This window comes from Labrys sp. (in: a-proteobacteria), from assembly GCF_047605565.1.
GTDB lineage: Bacteria > Pseudomonadota > Alphaproteobacteria > Rhizobiales > Labraceae > Labrys > Labrys neptuniae.
This window is the reverse complement of the sequence record NZ_JASGFM010000022.1, coordinates 93,765-111,485: the sequence shown is the minus strand read 5'-3', so window position 1 is coordinate 111,485 and position 17,721 is coordinate 93,765. Positions and strand designations below refer to the sequence as shown.

Sequence of the window (17,721 nt, the reverse complement as noted above, 5' to 3'; positions counted from 1 at the left end):
CACTGACCTTGCCGCCCACGGACGGCCCGCGACCGGTCGTTTTGCCACCGACTGATGCTTTGCCGCCAGCCGAGGCACCGGCACTGACCTTGCCGCCCACGGACGGCCCGCGACCGGTCGTTTTGCCACCGACTGAAGCTTTGCCGCCAGCCGAAGCACCGGCACTGACCTTGCCGCCCACGGACGGTCCGCGACCGGCCGCTTTGCCGCCGACCGACGCTTTGCCACCGACTGAAGCACCGGCACTGGCCTTGCCGCCGACGGATGGTCCGCTGCCGGTCGCTTTGCCACCGACTGATGCTTTGCCGCTAACCGAAGCGCCACCACTGGCCTTGCCGCCGACTGAAGCACCGGCGCTGGCCCTGCCGCCGACGGATGGTCCGGCGCCAGTCGCTTTGCCACCGACTGAAGCGCCACCGCCAACAGATAGCCCACCACCCGTTGAGCGGCCGCCCACCGAGGCTCCACCAAGCCCCCCACCCGAACCGCCCAGACCGCCGGATGAGCCACCGCCCACTCCGAGTCCGGCGGCACTGGCCTCGTCTCCATGAGAGACGAATGCCGACAGCAGTGCAATCGTTGCGGTGGACAGGAAGAAGTGAGAACGCCTGCTGATCCTAGACATGGTACGTACTCCTGCTAGTGCCTCTTGTTATCTTCCGCAGTACCAACGGTTGACGCTGTCCGCCGGCGGGGGTCTCGTAAAAGAAAGTCGACTAAATTCTGACCGGCTCGAGCAGATGAAGCCGGCATAGTTGAGCTTTGCCGCGTTCGTCGCTTCCTCAACGAAATTGCGCACACGATAACGCTCACGGCTCGCCACCTTGGCAAACCGAATGAACAGTTCACTTCAAAAAGCCTCTGTAGTTTATGTCGGAGCCGGATCGCTCTATTGCGATCTACGCAAGAACGCCGAGATTCTTAAGTCTTGGCGATTCCTATTCCATATAATCAATCATATGGATCTCCGATTTTGACGGATTTCCCTGCAACGTTACTCAACCTTGTCACATATGCAGGGCGACGTCATTGTCTATTCCCTAGAAGTATTGACTGAAACGGTTCTCTCATCTGCACCCATATCCAGGGCATGAAACATCGTTCGCACGAACCGAATTCGGCCCCGAAGCGCAGTTCATTGGCAATCGACGACGTCCGTCTGCAGTGCTCTGGCCGATGCACACATCGGCCATCAAGCCATCAGCAGACGTGCAACCGGGATGACCGTGTATCCGAAAGCATCATCCCACACCGCCGCAATCAAGCAGCGTGGTGGGTCGAAGCGTGGTGTGAATGATCCGTATCGGTATGCCCATCATCATCGATGAATGGCTGGCCGACAAAAGTGAGTATCGGAGTGAGAGCATGGGCGACCCCTTCCGTGATCTGTAGTGCCGCATGTGTCGCAGCGAACATATCAGTCGGCGTCTCCGCCGCCGCATGTGTCGTCGCTGCAGCAGTTTCCGTTGCCGAGACCGATTCCGTTGCGGGGGCCGGGGTGCTTTCATGCGCGGCCGTTGCTACGGGACTCGTGCTGTTATGGCTGCCATTGTTGGGCTGACTTGACGGATCGTCATGGCCGCCAGTCAGGCCGGAAAGGACCCCGCCACTACCAAGGAGGCCGCCGACGATGCCATCCTTACCAACCACGCCATCCAGGCCTTCTTTGCCGGCATCGGCCAGGCCATCAAGGTTATTGCTATCATGATGGCCGCCATTGTCGGTCGACTGGCTTGGCGTTTCGTCCTGGCTGCCGGTCAAGCCGGCAAGAACCCCGCCACTGCCGAGGATGCTGCCGACGAGGCCATCTTTGCCAACCACGCCATCCAGGCCATCTTTGCCGGTATCGGCCAAGGCATGGAGAATATTGCCGTCATCGCCGCCCACCAAACTGGTAACCTTGGTCACGACGGTATCCAGGCTATTGCCGGGATCGACCAGACCCTTGATGATGTTGCCGTCATCGCCGATCAAACTGCCGATGATGCCATCCGGGCCCAAAACCTCTTTCACCGTCTCGCCGATATCCAGCGAGACGGGTAGCACGCCGTTATCTCCAAGCAGGTCATGTACGACGTCAGTGACCGGCTCCAATACTTGTCCGACGGGAGCCAGAGCCTCCGCGAGTGGACCGGTGACGGCCAGGCTGACCGGCTCCAATATGTGTTCGACGGGAGTCAAAGCCTCAGCGAGCAGGCCAGTAACGGCCGATATCGGGTGCGTCACTGCAGCTAATCCGCCTTCTCCCGAACTGGAGTGGGATAGCGTTGCCGACAGGGCGTCATCCGCCAGTGCAGTCCCGATCAATGCGCCGGCTGCGTAACTTCCTGCACTTCCATGCGCAGCTGCAGCCGATGCGTGCGCGGATTCCGCCCCCCGCGGCAAACCATCGGGGGAGTTCTCTGAAGGGGGAGAGCTTGCCGCCTGCACATTGACCTCGCCGCCATTTGTGGCGGCCGGTCCATTATTCGCCTCGTTGTGAATTGGGTGATCAGCCGTTGCCGAGTGATCGACGCCGGCCTTGGCCTGTTCCGCAGCAGCGGTGGTATCCGACACACGACGATCGTCATGTGACAAACCGGATTTGGGGTCTGAATTGGCCGCGGCCTGCTCGGACTCGAGCAGCGCAATCCCCAATCCCACGGCGCCCGCCGCAAGCGCAAAATTCAGCGGATTGTCCGCGTTGCCGGTTTTCGCCTTGGTATCCGAACGGCGGCCTTTGAGATCGTTCAACTTCTCCAGGTATACCATGGCAGATCCTCACTTTTCTCGAAACGCGTGTCCCACTTCATCAAGAAGCGGTCCAAGCAGATACCCAATCAGGGTTCGCGACCCGTTCGTGACAACGACTTCGGCCGGCATTCCTGCTTGCAAGGAAACTGCCGACTTGCTGAGATCATCGGGATTGATCTTGGCGCGGATGGCAAAATAGCTACGCCCAGTCCGCGAATCCGTGATTTTGTCCGCAGAAACGCTGATTATTTCGCCCTGTAGCGGCGGGCGCTCATTTCTGGGCACACCCGTCAGCCAGATGCTGGCTGTCGCGCCTGTCTTGACGCCGTTGATGTCGGAAAGCGGCAACTGGGCCTCGACAATGAACGGATTGTCAGCGGGAACGACGTCCATCAGCTTTTGCCCAGCCTGAACCACCCCACCTTCCGTGAACACCGACAAATCGACGATCGAACCGCTGACGGGCGATTTGATCACCGTTCGGTTCACCACATCCTGCGCCGCCTTGAGTTTCGGCAATGCCTCCGCCAGCGAAGACTGGGTTGTCCGGATCTGATCGACGATCTCGTTGATGCGCTGGCGGTCCAATTTGGCAATGGCGAGTTCAGCCTCGCCGGTTTCCTGCATTGCCGTGGCAATATCGGCCGTGCGCGAGCCTATGTCGGCGAGCATACGGGCCGCCGACCGATCCAGTTCGAGAAGACGCGTCTTGGGCGCAAAGCCTGAGGCCGCCAACTTCTGGACACCTGCCGTCTCTTCCACGAGCGAGGCATTCTGCCTGGAAAGTCCTTCCTTCTGTGCGTTCAGTCCGGCGATCTTCTCGCGAAGCTGGGCCAGCCGGGATACGAGTATGCCCTTCTCGGCCTCATATTGATGTGCCCGCGAAAGCAAGACTGCGGACTCGTTTGCAATTGTCTCTTCCATCGCCCCCGACGAGCGGGCTTCTTTCCGAAACTTCTCCAGGCAACTGGTGTCTTCATTGTCACGTTCACAGAACAGGCGTGCCTGGCGGGCAACCAGGTTCACGACCTCGGCCTGAGCGATGTCGAGCTTTGCCTGGGACTCCGTTCCGTCGAGTTCGATCAGTGGTTGACCTCGTTCGACGCGCTGGCCTTCCGAGACCAGAAGCTTGGAGATGACGCCGCCATAGGGGTGTGCCACCGATTGCCTCTGCGCCTGCACCTGCAGGCTGCCCTCGGCGATCGCCGCGCTCGATAGCGGTGCCACATACCCCCACACGATGACCAGCAGCACGAAGGCCAGCAACGACACCGCACCCCAGACGGCCGGGCGCCACGGATTGCGATAGGTGATGCTGCCAGGAACGGAGATGGCGGTCATGGTCTGTCCCTCACCTCTGCAGAACGGGAGCCGCGAAACTCTGCGGCGGCCCGAGTTTTTCGATTTTGCCGGCATTCAGCACGAGTATGGTATCGACCACGCTGAGAATGGCGGGCTGGTGGGTGACCACGACGACCGCCGTGCCCTGCGCCTTTATGAGGAACAGCGCCTTGCTGAGCGCATGGACGCCTTCCACATCCAGATGCGCATTTGGCTCATCCAGAACCAGCAGCCGCGGCCCCCCCAGCAAGGCCCTGGCCAGGCCGATGCGCTGGCGCTGCCCGCCCGACAGCCCCAGCCCGCCCGGACCGAGCATCGTGTCGTATTGTTTGGGCAAGGCCAGCACCATCTCATGGATGCCCGCAAGCTTCGCCGCCTCCATGATCTGGTCGGTGGAAGTATCTTTAAACCGCGAAATGTTCTCCCGGACACTGCCGGCAAACAACCCGACATCCTGGGGCAGATATCCCGTAATGCGGCCAAATTCCGCCGGATCCCAGTGTGCGTAGTTCAGCCCTCCGAAAGAGATATCGCCTCCAGCCGGCTGAAGGGCTCCGATCAGCAGTTTGGCCAGCGTACTCTTTCCGGAAGCGCTTGCTCCGACAACCGCCAGCGCCTCGCCCTCGCCGATCTTGAAGGACACATCGTCGAGAACGGCCTTCGGCCGCCCCGAAACGCGATATGAGAGGTTCTTCACATCGAGAATCGTTTCGTTGGTCGGCACGATCGTCTTGAGCTCGCTTACCGGGATCTCGTTCAGAAGGTCCCTGATGCGCTGATAGCCGGTCCGGGCTGTCGCTGCCTGTTTCCAAGCGGAAACGGCCTGTTCGACCGGGATGATTGCGCGCCCCATGATGATGCTGGCCGCAAAAATCGTCGCGGGATTGATGGCATGATCGATCGCGAGCCAGGCGCCGGTGCCGAGTATCAGCGATTGAAGCAGCAATCTGGTGAACCGGATGCCGGCCGAGATCAGTGCGTTTCGATCGCTCGCAAAGGCTTGGCTGAAAAGCATTCCAGCCCGGCTGCCCTGCCAGTGGCGCTCGACCGCGGACTCCATCCCCATGGCGCGAATGACATCCGCATGCTGCATGATATTCTCGGTGAAGACGAATGATCGTCTGGCCGCGGCTTGAGCATCATCCATGGGCTTTCGAGTGACGGCCTCGTTCAGAAAGGCGAGTCCCAGCAACAACAATGCGCCAACCGTCGCGACGACGCCCAAAATGGGATGGATGAGATAGAGAAGGATGAGATAAATCGGGATCCAGGGGACATCGAAGGCAAAATGGATACCCGGACCGGTGACGAAGGTGCGGAACTCGTCCAATTCCCGCATCGGCAAGGCGCCAAGGGAATAGCCGTTCCTCGAAGACTTTTGCACGAGCGCGGAAAACACGCGGCTCGCCAGTTTTTCGTCCAGCAGGATCCCGCATCGTGTCAGCATCTGAGCGCGCATGGCGTCCAGGATAGCCATGACAAGCAGCGCGACGATCAAGATGATGGTGAGCATGACGAGCGTCGGGACGCTCTCGCTCCGCAAGACGCGGTTGTATACCTGCATCAAATAAAGAGGCGAGCTGAGATAGAGCAGATTGATCGTGCTCGAAAAGATGCCGACAGCAATGAAATACGGACGAAGTGACCTTACCGCTGCACCGATCTCAGTTTCAGCGCTTTTTTTTGTTGATCGAAACAACGAAGTCGCATCAGCCAAAGACATCACCAAGTCCCTTCATATCTTCCAACAACAACGCGATTGGGACGAAAAGAATTCAGATTTTCCTTGGTAGCGTATTGGTACAATAGAATGATATCTTGCCCGCAACGTTCGTCTTCCGAGTTTGAGGAAAGATCCCAATCAGCCGCTGCGAGGCATGAGGCTCCCCGCAGCGGCTGGTGCTTCTTTGAAGACGCTCAAGCACTTGAAGTCAGCAACGGCCCAACAGCGGCAGCGCCTCTTCAAGCGCACAAGGTGGCCAATCAGGCGACGTGCACGCCGTCGTGAGCCTGCAGCGAGTCCAGCACCAGTGCAGGCGTCAGCGCGATGCCGGTCCAGGCACTGCCGACGAGCATGGCTGCTCCCATGCCAAGATGACCGCCACCTTCCATAAAGTTAAGGTAGGCGTCATCAAAGGTGACCTCACCCGTGTGATTATAGTGATAGTCGTTTGTCTGGACGTTAGTATGGCCTGTAGTTGTCGTAGCGGTTTGGGTGCCGCCGAACAAGAAATCAAGCATCGGAAGTCTCCTCTGAGTTTACTTCAGGCGATATGAGCGTCGCATATACCCAAAAGGAGTCAACGCTCGATGCCTGATTTCGGACTTTGCGCAAACGATTCCAGACAATAGTCAAAGATGGGCGGTGGGCGCTGGCGACGAGGATGTCCGCGATGAAACCCGCTCGCGGCACTGTCGGCGGCGGCCGCTGCCTCCGTCACATGCCGCGGCCAGCGCGAATGCCTGAGGCGATGTCTGCCGGTTCCGCCCCCGTCCAGCGAGGCCATCGCTCCATGGCCGGCCTTGCTTGGGTCATGCCTGGCCTCGGGCGTTGTGCTGCACATCGCAAGCGCCCCGACGGGAAAGCCCCGGTCAATATGGCAACCACAGCGCCCACGATGGCAGCCGTGGATACGGATGGCACTGCCGATCGACAATAAAAACGGTACTAAAATACCATAATCCGGCCTGCAACATGGCCTTGGGCTACGAAAAGCGAACGTTCCGGCAGAAATCGCTGGCAGCCCAGCGCTGAAGCAGCTAACCTACCCCAACGGTAAAGTCGCGCTTACGCCGAGAACCCTTAGTGAAAATCTTACGACAATAAGTCTCACAAATGGGAAACCTTGGCCAATTTCATATCCATCTTAACCATGCGACCAAACGTCAGATAGAAACTTAATAAAAATCTTCTATGTGAGAGAGCGGAGTGGGAATTGGTTTGATCTGTCTGGAATGATCCTCCGGCAAGATTGGCCGGTTGGATTCAATGCAGTGAGGTTGCAATGACGACCCCTCAGGTTCACCCGCTCGCCCAAGAAATCTCTCGGCAGCAAAGCTTTTGTGCGATGTCATCGGCACAGAACCTTCTGATCGAGCACGAGGCTGATACCTCCTCGAACGAGTTCCCACTGGAGGAAACTCACAGTTTCGGCGACCTCGAATCCTGCCGCACTCTCCGGACGAGCGCCGGTCGAAATTGGGGCAACATATATATTTCCAAACAGATTGAAGATCCCAACGAGGGCACCTTCCGAGCGAGCCCGCACCTTCTGGTCAGCCTGACGAGATCCGGCTCCACGCGGCTGATTTGCAATGTCCAATCGCAGGAATACAAGGCCTATCTTCATCCTGGCCAGTTGAACATTCTGGCACCGAACCAACCGGTCCGGCTGAAGTGGGACAGACGTGTTCACACCACCCATCTTTATCTGAGAAACTCGCTGTTGAGCGAGATCGCGGGTGAGATGACGCAAAACCGCATGACGTCCATCGACGTCATCGGCAGGCTGGCTTTCATGGATCCCCTGCTCGAGGGATTGGTCACAGCCATCGATGACGCAATGGAGCTGGAACTGGAAGGAATCCAGCCTTACGTCGAACATCTCGCACGCGCGGCGGCCTGCCACGTGCTGCGCAAATATTCGAATCTGCGATCGCCACAACCTTCGGAAGACACCTCCGGAGAGCTTACCAAGAGTCAGATCGCACGCTTTCGCGAGATGGTCGAAAGCCGCATGAGCCAGAAGCTGACACTGACCGACCTGGCCGAGGGCAGCGGATTGTCGACCGGCCATTTCGCTCATCTGTTCAAGCAAGCCACCGGCACGACGCCTTACCAATATCTTCTGCATAGCCGAATCCAGCGTGCGCGCTATCTGCTGGCAAAGACAGCGATGCCCGTGGTGCGGGTCGCCGCAGAATGCGGATTTTCCGATCACGTGCACTTCACAAGGGTGTTCTCGAAGACAGTTGGTCAACCGCCGGCGACTTTCCGCAAACTTGCCATCGACTGAACAGAGGCGTGCGGCGAAATACGGTCGGCAGATCGATCGGCCGGCATGTAAAGATATCGGCCGGATCGTCCATACCCGCCCTCTAGCATCGTATCTGCCCCTATCCCGGTCGAAAGAGACCCGCGAGGGCAGATATCCGGAGCAGCCAGCCGCCGGTCGTGATAGATCATCGCGGCAACAGGTCACGCCGAGTTTTCTTCCAAGATTCAGTCGTCACAATGCAGCCCGGCCTCCAAGGCGCCGCAGCTAGCCCTCGCCGTTGACGTGGCTTCCTGTTGGCTTGGCTTTCAACGGCTCCGCCGTCTCGCTGAGCCTGATCTGCTCGCCCGCCTCGACCGGGCCGACGATGGAAGCGCCTTGCTCATCGGGATTGAGAAGGCCGTTGCTCCCCCACGCAACAGAAATGCCAATACTCGAACTCCGGATCGCACGATCCAACCGGTCGCCCTGTCGCTGGTCCTGCCGATACGTGCCCTCAGGCCTCGCAATGATGCGGCATCAAGCGCTCCCGCAACGTCGCAAACAATCTGTCGCCGACAACGATATTACCGCTTTTGAGTAGCGAAATCCCGTCCGGCACCGACTTATGGATAGGCGATAATCCACAATTTCAGGTGGCACTTGCCGGCTTTCCGCCGCAATCTAGGGCTTAGTAGAGGAGCGATTTGAAGTGATGTGTCGCCGCGCCCCAGCCGATCCGAAACTCGCGGCGCCGAAGAACGGTTCTCCAGGAAATGCTGCACGGCCCGACTTCGCCGTCAGGCCCAATTTCCCGGCGGGAGGTTCGAAATTTGCAGGCACTTTCTATTCCGTTTCCTTCTGTCTCGATTGAAGCAGACACCGAACTATTAGGAAGGAGGAAGGAACCAAGATGACGATTCGAGTTATTGCTGCGGCCGCCGGATATTATGTGATTTGGCCACAGCCAGGGAACATGCGGGGCTTTGGCCGTTCGCCTGTTGTTGCTTGGCAGATCACCCTCGACGACGAGGGTCTGGCCAGTTGGTCCGAGCCGGTGGCGGAAGGCGTTATTTGTTCGGAGCCTTATGCGATCTTGTGCCCCGACGGGACAGTGCAGGAATCGGACAGCGGCGTTTTTCACGACAAGATCGAGGATTGGGTGCGCACCCTGCCGCGAAAGATCACGGCATGACCGGAATGTCGATATCTCCGGTCGATTGGGATCGACCAATCTAACACGCCTGCCGTCGAACGGGACAAATCGACGTCCCGAATTTGTCGCAGTTTGGAAGCAAAGACCGGCTGCCCGTCTTGGTGTTGCGTGGGGGATCCTCCGATCCTGCTCCCGCAGAGCCAGGCAGTTGGACTGGAATTTTCCACCCATTGACATGCCTTTCCGACCTCGAGCCAGCGGATGCTGGAGTTTTCCGGGAGCAGGTCGCAGTGTCTCCGCCTCTGGCTTGCAATCGAGCCTTCGTCGGCGACGTCGGCACGGCACCAATTGGAGCTCGTATCGGCCCTGTTTCAAAATAAGCGATCAATTCCGACCACCCCGCCATCGCAGGCGCCATCCGGCTCGATCCCGAGGAATTCCGTTCCCGTCGCATTGCCGATGCCGTCACGGCCGGTCGCCAGCCGAAGGTCGAAAGGCGCAGCCGCCCTCGGCAGGTTCAAGATGGCCTTCCATCCTCCCGTCCGCAGACACTCTTCATAGTCTGTTTGGCAGGTCTTGCCGGTCACCGGGATCCTGAACCACTTGCCGTAGGAGCCGCCACGCTCGGCAAGTGCCGCATACTCATAGGCGACATCGGTGATGTTTATGACGCACAGCATCCAGGCCGAGCCCCCGGGTGGGGATTTCAACGGGTCATAGGAATGATCGATATCCGCATCCTGAATGACGAAATTGTCGAGGTTCGCTTTGCTTTGTAGCCGCTGCAATTTCATCGTCTTTCCTCCCGTTCGTTAGTATGCGAATTGCGCGCTCCGGCATTCTGTCACGATTGCCGAGCCCGGCCGCGCCGCGAGTCCGGGCGGAGCGGCTGACAAAGGCCGGCATTGTTGCCTTGCCAGTCGCAAAGCAACACGCATGCCAAAACAAAAACGGTGGGAGATCCGAGCTTTTGCCACGCGGGGTCTTCCAATTTCAGACAAATTGTCAGCCCTGGCGTGGACAAAACGTCCAAACACATCGCGATGACAGTGCTCGCTGCCGGCACACGACTCGCCCGCATCGAGCGCCCCACTGCGGCACTGGTCCGCGGCTTTCGGCGCTTTTAAGGCCTGGCGACTATAAGGCTTGGCGACACCCGTATTTGCACTAGGACCGCCATGGTTGGCGATCGCACGCGAACGCGGCCCGGCCGGACATTTTGTTCGCCGTCTCGGACAGATTGCCCGCAATCGCCGGCCTCCGGCCCCGTAATCCATTGATATTGCTCACCATGTTGGATGGCACGCGTCTTGCTGACGCCATGCCAACGGCTTTGAGCCGAGCACCAGCCCCGCCAAACGATGGGCCGGATCACATCGACAAACACAGCCGACGGGATGCTGAGAAGACAGGGCGGAATTATCATGACAACGGATGTGGACACACCGGATGACGTATTGTCTGCGCCACGGAAAGCCGGATTTCTCGATCGGCAAAGGATCGTCGCCAGGCCGGGCTTCAATCGCTGGATGGTGCCACCTGCGGCGTTGGCCATTCATCTGTGTATCGGTATGGCCTACGGCTTCAGCGTGTTCTGGCTGCCACTCTCGCAGGCCCTTGGTCCCGCCCCGTCGGCTCGATGTCCTGATCTGAGCCTCGTGGCCGCCTTGTTTACCACGAACTGCAACTGGCGCGTGTCGGATCTGGGCTGGATCTACACGCTGTTCTTCGTGCTGCTCGGCTGCTCGGCGGCCATTTGGGGCGGCTGGCTGGAAAGAGCCGGCCCGCGCAAGGCCGGGGTGGTATCCGCCCTGTGCTGGTGCGGCGGCATGCTGCTGGCCGCAGTCGGCGTCATCTTCCACCAATTGTGGCTGATGTGGCTCGGTGCGGGCGTCATTGGCGGCATCGGGCTGGGCCTTGGCTATATCTCGCCGGTCTCGACCCTCATCAAATGGTTCCCGGACCGGCGCGGCATGGCAACCGGCATGGCGATCATGGGTTTTGGCGGCGGCGCCATGATCGGCGCTCCGCTCGCCAATCTCCTGATGGGCGCCTTCAAGACAACGGACAGCATCGGCGTCTGGCAGACCTTCGTCGTCATGGCCACGATCTATTTTGCCTTCATGATGGCCGGCGCGCTAGGCTACCGGATTCCGCCGCCGGGATGGCGCCCCGAGGGTTGGTCCCCGGTATCTTCGGCCGGGCGCTCCATGATCACCACCCGCCACGTCCACCTGAGGAACGCCCACAAGACCAGGCAGTTCTGGCTGATCTGGCTGGTGCTGTGTCTCAACGTGTCGGCGGGCATCGGGGTGATCGGCATGGCCTCGCCCATGCTGCAGGAGATCTTCGGCGGCCGGCTGCTCGGTCTGCCGGACCTGAGCTTCGACAAGCTCTCCCCCGATCAGAAGGTCGCGATCGCGGCGATCGCGGCCGGATTTGCTGGACTGCTTTCTCTGTTCAACATCGGCGGTCGATTCTTCTGGGCATCGCTTTCGGACAAGATTGGCCGGAAGAACACCTATTACGTCTTTTTCCTGCTTGGCATCGCGCTTTATGCGGCGGCACCATCCGCGGCGCATTCCGGCAGCCAGCTCCTGTTCGTGGCGATCTTCTGCGTCATCGTCTCCATGTATGGCGGGGGATTTGCGGCCGTACCGGCCTATCTCGCCGACATTTTCGGGACGCAATTCGTCGGTGCCATCCATGGCCGGCTGCTGACGGCCTGGGCGACGGCCGGCATATTCGGGCCGGTGATCGTCAACTACATACGCGAATTCCAGCTGGCGGCCGGCGTGTCACGCGCGCAAGTCTATGATTTCACCATGTACATTCTCGCCGGGATGCTGGCGCTCGGCCTGATTGCCAATACATTGGTGCGACCATTGGCAGACAAGTGGTTCATGTCAGAAGCCGAGGTTGCAGCCCTTCAGGATGCGCCCGCCTCTGGCCAGAACGGCACGACCGGGTCCTTCGGGATCGGCAAGGGCGGCTTGGACGGCAAAGCCCTGCTCGCCTGGGCCGCTGTCGCCATCCCGATTTTCTGGGGTCTTTGGGTCACGCTCAAGAGCGTCATTGCGTTGTTCTGACGCCTGGCGGCATTCTCGGCCGCCGGGATGGCGGTGGAAGGGGGGCCCCGACCAGATCATCCGCGGCGGTCGAGCCGACGCGGGGCAACACCATAGGGGGAGCTTGGCATGGCGGAAGTCAAATGGCTGAAGGACAACGAATACCCCACGCAGCGGGGGGACTGGGTCCTGATCACCAGACAAGGCCCGGTCTGGTCGATCAACAGCGCCACATCCACCGGCGACAGCGTGCCCTCCGTCCCGATCGGGGCCTTCCATTTATTGAACGATCTGCTCGCCTGCACGATCAGATGGGCCGACCGAACAGGCATTGACTGGATCTATATCCGCCCGGGCGACGATTTTGCGCATTTTTGAGAGCCGCATGGCCCTCGGATGGAACCCGCCCTATTTCTTGGCGTGCAGGAGGGCGACGGCGGCTTCGGCCGTGAGCAGGCGGAAGGTCAGGCTTTCCTGGAAATAGAGCTGCACCGCCGTTGCCGAATGGCTGGCATAGCCGATGGAGATGTCCTGGCCCACGCAGAGTTCGAAATCCCCGCCCCGTGTCGTCAGCACCAGCCCGCCCTCGATCGCCGGGGCCCAGATCACCGGCCCGTCCACCAGGCGCTCGACATGGTGGAACACCGGATAGCCGTCATCGCTGCCCCCGGCCGCCGCCGTATAGGCATCGCCCCCCAGCACCAGCGCATAGGGGCCTTCCACACCCGCCAGCCGCAACTGGCTCACCGCCTGCGCCACCAAATCCGGATAGGCCTTCACCTGGGCCGGAAGCGTCAGCGCCGGGTTGCTGAGACCCGGGCGGAGGCCCCCGATCCCGGCCGCGGCAAAGCCGTCGAACACCGCCCGATCCTCGGCAAAGGCCAGCTTGCGCGCCGCCTCCTTCAGCGGCGACCAGTCCGAGTCGAGCGCCCCCCGCTCCACATCGTCGATCGCCGAGCGGGCGAGCTCGAAGCCCACGCGCAGCTCGACCAGCGCCTGCACCTCCCGCTGCACCGCCTCGATGCCCTCGCCAGGCCCGGCAAGCGGGCGCACATGCCCGGTTCCCACCGCCGAGGCCGCCAGGCCCTGCGGGCCCTCCAGGTCGACCACACGCCGCGCCGCCAGATGACGCTTGAGGGTGCGCGCCGCCTCTTCCTCGATCTGCCCCCACGCAGCCTCGGAGATCGGTGCCAGCTCCCGATGGAGATTATTCATGGTCTGCCTTCCTCTTGAGCGATCCAATGCCGAGCGAACCATCGCCGCCGGACGGGCGTAAGCCGGGACTTGCCGCCGCCTCGGGCTCCGGCGGGGCCGCCTCGCCCGCTGCCGGTGCGCCGGCAGCGGCCGTGACATCGTCCAGGAACGTCGCCGAGGGCACGAAGAACAGCGAACCCGTCACCGCCCGGCTGAAATCCAGCAGCCGGTCGTAATTGCCCGGCGGGCGCCCGACGAACATGTTCTCCAGCATCTGCTCGATCCGGCGGGGCGAACGCGCATAGCCGATGAAATAGGTGCCGAACTCGCCCTTGCCCGCATCCCCGAACGGCATGTTGTCGCGCAGGATCTCCACCGCCTCGCCATTCTCCTCGATCGAGGTCAGGACATTGTGGGCATAGGGCGCCTTGAGCGCATCCTCCTGCTCGATGTCCGACAGCTTGGCACGCCCGATGATCTTCTCCTGCATCTCCACCGGCAGCCGGTTCCAGCCCGCCAGGTCATGCAGGTATTTCTGCACGATCACATAGCTGCCGCCGGCAAAGGCCGCATCCTCCTCGCCGATCAGGGCGGCATCCACCGCCGCCTGCTCGACCGGGTTCTCGGTGCCGTCGACAAAGCCGATCAGGTCGCGGTCGTCGAAATATTTGAAGCCGTGCACCTCGTCCACATTGGCCGCCGCCTCCCCGATCCGCGCCATGATCTGCGCCGCCAGTTCGAAGCAAAGATCCATGCGCCGGGCGCGGATGTGAAACAGGATGTCCCCCGGCGTCGACACCGCATGATGCACACCATGGATCTCGCGGAAAGGGTGCAGCTCCTTCGGCCGGGGCGCCCCGAATAGACGGTCCCACATCTGAGAGCCCAGGCCCATCACGCAGGACAGCCGCCCCTCCAGGTCCCGGAACCCCACCGCCCGCAACAGACCCGACAGATCCGCGCACAACGCCCGGATCGTCCCCTCCGCCTCCGCGCCAGGCTGGACCGTCACCACCAGAAATATCGCACTGCCCGTCAGGGAGGCTACGACAGGCTGCGAAACGATAGAGGGCAAACTCGACTCCATACGGCGGCCATCGCGCGAGCAGGCGATCAAAGACTCAACGGTGACAACTCACCATATCCCGAGCCTTGTGCACAAGCATCCGGAGCGTTTTATGATTTGACGGATTGTGCGAAAGACGAGCACTCCGATCCTTGCCAAACTCGGTCTTGCAAGGACGCCAATGCGTGACCGAGCGGCCCCTCGCGTCACCTGCCGGTCATCGCGGCAGGCCGGGGGCCGGCACTCCTGAAAAGGCCAGCAACCCTGCAAGGGGCGATGGTTCGCTGGAGGCAGGCTCATAGACGCAGGAAGCTGCCAGGATCGCCAGGCCCAGAATGCAAATCGTGATCCGTTTCATTGGAAACCTCGTCGGGCGCGGCAACGCCGCGCCCTGTCGGTTGGAGATGGAAAAGGCGGGCGGGACGAAGAACTTTGCCCTCAGACGAGGGAAAGCTCGACATTGATGTTGCCGCGCGTCGCCTTCGAATAGGGGCAAGTCTGGTGGGCTTCCTCGACAATGGCCTGTGCAAGCTCATGATCGAGGCCCGGCAGGCTGACCTTCAGGCGCGCCTGCAGGAAATAAGCACCGTCGGTGGTGCCGAGATCGACTTCCGCATTCACGGCCGCATCCGTCGGGAGCTTCAGCTTGCGCTTGCCCGCGGCAAGACCCATGGCACCGATGAAGCAGGCCGACCAGCCCGCTGCAAACAACTGCTCGGGATTGGTGCCGGGCTGGCTGCTGCCGGGGGGCGACAGCTTGATGTCGAGCCGGGCATCGTCACTGCGCGCGGCCCCGTCACGACCGCCAGTGGTGTGGGTCCGGCCGGTATAGAGAACCTTGTCGATCTTGGTCATGATACACTCCTGTCCAGTGGGGTTGTCGATACCGCCCTCTGCGGCATCGGAAAGACCGGCGTGTTTTGGAAAGAGCGTTTGTCCGGCATGTTTCCGAAAAAGCCGGAAATGTAACAGATCGTAGCTTCGGACGAGATCGACATGCTGGCATACCGCAATGCCTGAAAGCCTTGGAAGACACCCAGGCCTTCACCGGATGACGACTTCCGCCGCCAGCCCTCCGCCATCGCGATTGTAGAGTCGGACGCCGCCGCCGAGGGTCCCTGCCAGCTGCTGGGCGATGGCAAGGCCAAGGCCGGTGCCGCCGGTCTCGCGATTGCGCGACTGTTCCAGCCGGAAGAAGGGCTGCATGGCCGCCTTCAGCATGTCTTCGGGGATGCCGGGGCCGCGATCCAGCACCGTGATGATGGTCTTGCCGTCGGCGCTACGCTCGACACCGACCTCGGCGGCACCGGCAAATTTCAACGCATTGTCGATGAAATTCGAGAGAATGCGCCGCAGCGCATGCGGCTTGGTGGAAGCGACGCCATCGACATAGCCGACGACGGTCACCGCCTTGCCGGTGTCCTGATAATCATAGGCGATGCTGTCGATGAAGGAGGCGAGATCGATACGGGCCGCCTTCTCGCCGCTGCTATGCGAGCTGCGCGCATAGGCAATGCCGTCCTGGACCAGACGCTCGATTTCGCGTAGGTCCCGCACCAGCTTGTCCTTCTCCGGTGAATCGTCGGCCATGTCGGCCCTGAGCCGCATGCGGGTGATCGGCGTTTGCAGGTCATGCGAGATCGCGGCGAGAATCTGGACGCGTTCCTCCAGATAATGGGCGATGCGTTCGCGCATCGCATTGAAGGCCCGGGCCGCATGGGCAACCTCGCTTGGTCCGGCCTCGCTGAGCGGAACGCTCTTCCTGGTGGGATCGAGGGCATCGGCGGCGGCCGCCAGGTCGCCGAGCGGGCGGATAGCCTGCCTGACGGCAAACCAGGTGCACAGCAGCAAAAGCGCCATCTGCAGGACCAGGACATAGGGCAGCCAGTCCGCGATCGGCATGACACCGCGCGGCGTGATCTCGATGGTCAGCGGGCTGCCATCGCTCAAGGCCAGATGGGCCTGCAGGCGGTTGCCCTCGCCCGGTATGGCTTCGATGCGCAGCGGGAAACGGGACCCGGCTGCGCTCTCCAGTTTCGCGGCAATCTCCTGGCCATGGCTGGAAGTATTGGGCACACCGGCCAGGCCAGGCCCCAGGGTGAGGTTGTAGTTGCCGCGGCTCAGCCAATCCAGCAACTCCGGCCTTTCGCTCGCCGGCGTCCGGTCGAGCACGGCGATCGAGGTCGCGACATCGTTTTCCAGCGTGCGCAGCATCAACGCCTTCGCCGACATATAGCGTTCGGCATAGAGGATGCCGAAGGACAGGCCATAGGCGATCGCCAGACCCGCCAGCAGGATCAGGAACAGTCGGGCGCGAAGGCTCTTGGGCCACCACAGCGGGCGGAACGCGCCATCGACCATCATGACCTGGGCTCCGAGATCTCGACGGGAACGGAGAGAACATAGCCCTCGCTGCGAACCGTCTTGATGTAGGTCGGCTCGCGCGCGTCATCGCCCAGCCGCTGGCGCAGGCGACTGACCAGAAGGTCGATGGAGCGGTCGAACAGGTCGGCATCGCGGCCCTGGGTGAGGTTCAGGAGTTGGTCACGGTTGAGGACACGCTGGGGGTGGTCGATGAAAACGCGCAGCAGCCGGTATTCGGCCCCGCTCAGCGCCACCTCGGTCCCCTGGCTGTCAAGGAGGTGGCGGCCGACGGTGTCGAGCCGCCATTCGCCGAAGGTCAGGAGCTGGCCGGCCTCGCTGATCTGCAGGTTGGGCGGCAGCATCCGGGTTCGCCGCAGGACGGCATTGATGCGCGCCAGGAGTTCGCGGGCGGCGAAGGGCTTGGGCAGATAGTCGTCGGCGCCCATTTCCAGACCGATGATGCGGTCCATCTCGTCGCTGCGGGCCGTCAGCATCAGGATCGGTGTCGCCTTGTGCTTTCCGGCCCGCAATTCGCGGCAGAGCACGAGGCCATCCTGACCCGGCATCATCACGTCGAGCACGATCAGGTCGACCGTATTGGCATCGAGGAAGCTGCGCATCTGGCGCCCGTCGGCTGCGACCGACGCACGCAGGCCGTTCTTCTTGAGATAGCTCGACACCAGATCGCGGATTTCGCTGTCGTCATCGACGATCAAGATGTGGTCGACATGTTCCATGCCCGAACTTTCCGTTTTTCGTGCGGTAAGATTACATCGCTGCACCATTACTTCTTCGTTGGCGAGAAAGCTCGCACGAAACGCAGAA

15 protein-coding genes are annotated in these 17,721 nt (G+C 61.2%); 4 read left to right on the top strand and 11 right to left on the bottom strand.

What is annotated here, in order from left to right:
* Positions 1 to 1,260 precede the first annotated feature (1,260 nt).
* The 4 genes from QM672_RS19610 to QM672_RS19595 all read right to left on the bottom strand — a co-directional run bounded on the left by QM672_RS19610 (position 1,261) and on the right by QM672_RS19595 (position 6,315).
* Positions 1,261 to 2,751 carry a hypothetical protein gene (locus tag QM672_RS19610; protein WP_415084573.1) on the bottom strand — a complete coding sequence of 497 codons (1,491 nt, stop codon included), beginning with the start codon at positions 2,749 to 2,751 and terminating at the stop codon, positions 1,261 to 1,263.
* A 9-nt stretch (positions 2,752 to 2,760) separates the two neighbouring features.
* A complete protein-coding gene (locus tag QM672_RS19605; RefSeq protein WP_415084571.1) occupies positions 2,761 to 4,074 on the bottom strand; it encodes an HlyD family type I secretion periplasmic adaptor subunit in 1,314 nt (437 codons plus the stop codon).
* Positions 4,075 to 4,084: 10 nt separating this feature from the next.
* Positions 4,085 to 5,797 (bottom strand): type I secretion system permease/ATPase, encoded by a 1,713-nt coding sequence (locus tag QM672_RS19600; RefSeq protein ID WP_311944898.1) that lies wholly within the window; start codon positions 5,795 to 5,797, stop codon positions 4,085 to 4,087.
* A gap of 260 nt (positions 5,798 to 6,057) precedes the next feature.
* On the bottom strand, positions 6,058 to 6,315 hold the full coding sequence (locus QM672_RS19595) for a hypothetical protein (RefSeq protein WP_311944900.1): 258 nt from the start codon (positions 6,313 to 6,315) through the stop codon (positions 6,058 to 6,060).
* Between the two features lie 764 nt (positions 6,316 to 7,079).
* Here QM672_RS19595 and QM672_RS19590 point away from each other — a divergent pair.
* Positions 7,080 to 8,090 carry a helix-turn-helix transcriptional regulator gene (locus QM672_RS19590; RefSeq protein ID WP_311944901.1) on the top strand — a complete coding sequence of 337 codons (1,011 nt, stop codon included), beginning with the start codon at positions 7,080 to 7,082 and terminating at the stop codon, positions 8,088 to 8,090.
* 246 nt (positions 8,091 to 8,336) lie between these two features.
* On the opposite strand, the gene QM672_RS19585 is transcribed toward QM672_RS19590, so the two are convergent.
* Positions 8,337 to 8,528, bottom strand: a complete 192-nt coding sequence (locus tag QM672_RS19585; RefSeq protein WP_311944902.1) for a hypothetical protein — start codon at positions 8,526 to 8,528, stop codon at positions 8,337 to 8,339.
* Positions 8,529 to 8,961: 433 nt separating this feature from the next.
* Here QM672_RS19585 and QM672_RS19580 point away from each other — a divergent pair, with 433 nt between their 5' ends.
* Positions 8,962 to 9,243, top strand: a complete 282-nt coding sequence (locus tag QM672_RS19580; RefSeq protein WP_311944904.1) for a hypothetical protein — start codon at positions 8,962 to 8,964, stop codon at positions 9,241 to 9,243.
* A 332-nt stretch (positions 9,244 to 9,575) separates the two neighbouring features.
* Here QM672_RS19580 and QM672_RS19575 read toward each other — a convergent pair whose 3' ends face one another.
* Entirely contained in the window at positions 9,576 to 9,998 is a 423-nt protein-coding gene (locus tag QM672_RS19575) for a hypothetical protein (RefSeq protein WP_311944905.1), read from the bottom strand.
* A 630-nt stretch (positions 9,999 to 10,628) separates the two neighbouring features.
* On the opposite strand from QM672_RS19575, the gene QM672_RS19570 reads away from it, so the two are divergent.
* Together QM672_RS19570 and QM672_RS19565 are read left to right on the top strand one after the other, a co-directional pair.
* Positions 10,629 to 12,293: an OFA family MFS transporter gene (locus QM672_RS19570; RefSeq protein ID WP_415084568.1), complete on the top strand. Its 1,665-nt coding sequence runs from the start codon at positions 10,629 to 10,631 to the stop codon at positions 12,291 to 12,293.
* 108 nt (positions 12,294 to 12,401) lie between these two features.
* Positions 12,402 to 12,650: a hypothetical protein gene (locus tag QM672_RS19565; protein ID WP_415084567.1), complete on the top strand. Its 249-nt coding sequence runs from the start codon at positions 12,402 to 12,404 to the stop codon at positions 12,648 to 12,650.
* Positions 12,651 to 12,680: 30 nt separating this feature from the next.
* Here the strand turns inward: QM672_RS19565 and QM672_RS19560 are convergent, their stop codons facing one another.
* The 5 genes from QM672_RS19560 to QM672_RS19540 all read right to left on the bottom strand — a co-directional run bounded on the left by QM672_RS19560 (position 12,681) and on the right by QM672_RS19540 (position 17,633).
* Positions 12,681 to 13,487: a family 1 encapsulin nanocompartment shell protein gene (locus tag QM672_RS19560; protein ID WP_415084565.1), complete on the bottom strand. Its 807-nt coding sequence runs from the start codon at positions 13,485 to 13,487 to the stop codon at positions 12,681 to 12,683.
* Positions 13,480 to 14,553 (bottom strand): Dyp-type peroxidase, encoded by a 1,074-nt coding sequence (locus QM672_RS19555; RefSeq protein WP_415084563.1) that lies wholly within the window; start codon positions 14,551 to 14,553, stop codon positions 13,480 to 13,482. Before QM672_RS19555 ends, QM672_RS19560 begins: the two co-directional genes overlap by 8 nt.
* 417 nt (positions 14,554 to 14,970) lie before the next feature.
* Positions 14,971 to 15,387, bottom strand: a complete 417-nt coding sequence (locus QM672_RS19550; RefSeq protein WP_311943425.1) for an organic hydroperoxide resistance protein — start codon at positions 15,385 to 15,387, stop codon at positions 14,971 to 14,973.
* A 189-nt stretch (positions 15,388 to 15,576) separates the two neighbouring features.
* On the bottom strand, positions 15,577 to 16,896 hold the full coding sequence (locus QM672_RS19545; RefSeq protein ID WP_415084561.1) for a sensor histidine kinase: 1,320 nt from the start codon (positions 16,894 to 16,896) through the stop codon (positions 15,577 to 15,579).
* Positions 16,893 to 17,633, bottom strand: coding sequence for a response regulator (locus tag QM672_RS19540; RefSeq protein ID WP_068287811.1), 741 nt, complete (start codon positions 17,631 to 17,633; stop codon positions 16,893 to 16,895). The genes QM672_RS19545 and QM672_RS19540 overlap by 4 nt, the downstream gene beginning before the upstream one ends.
* Positions 17,634 to 17,721 lie beyond the last annotated feature (88 nt).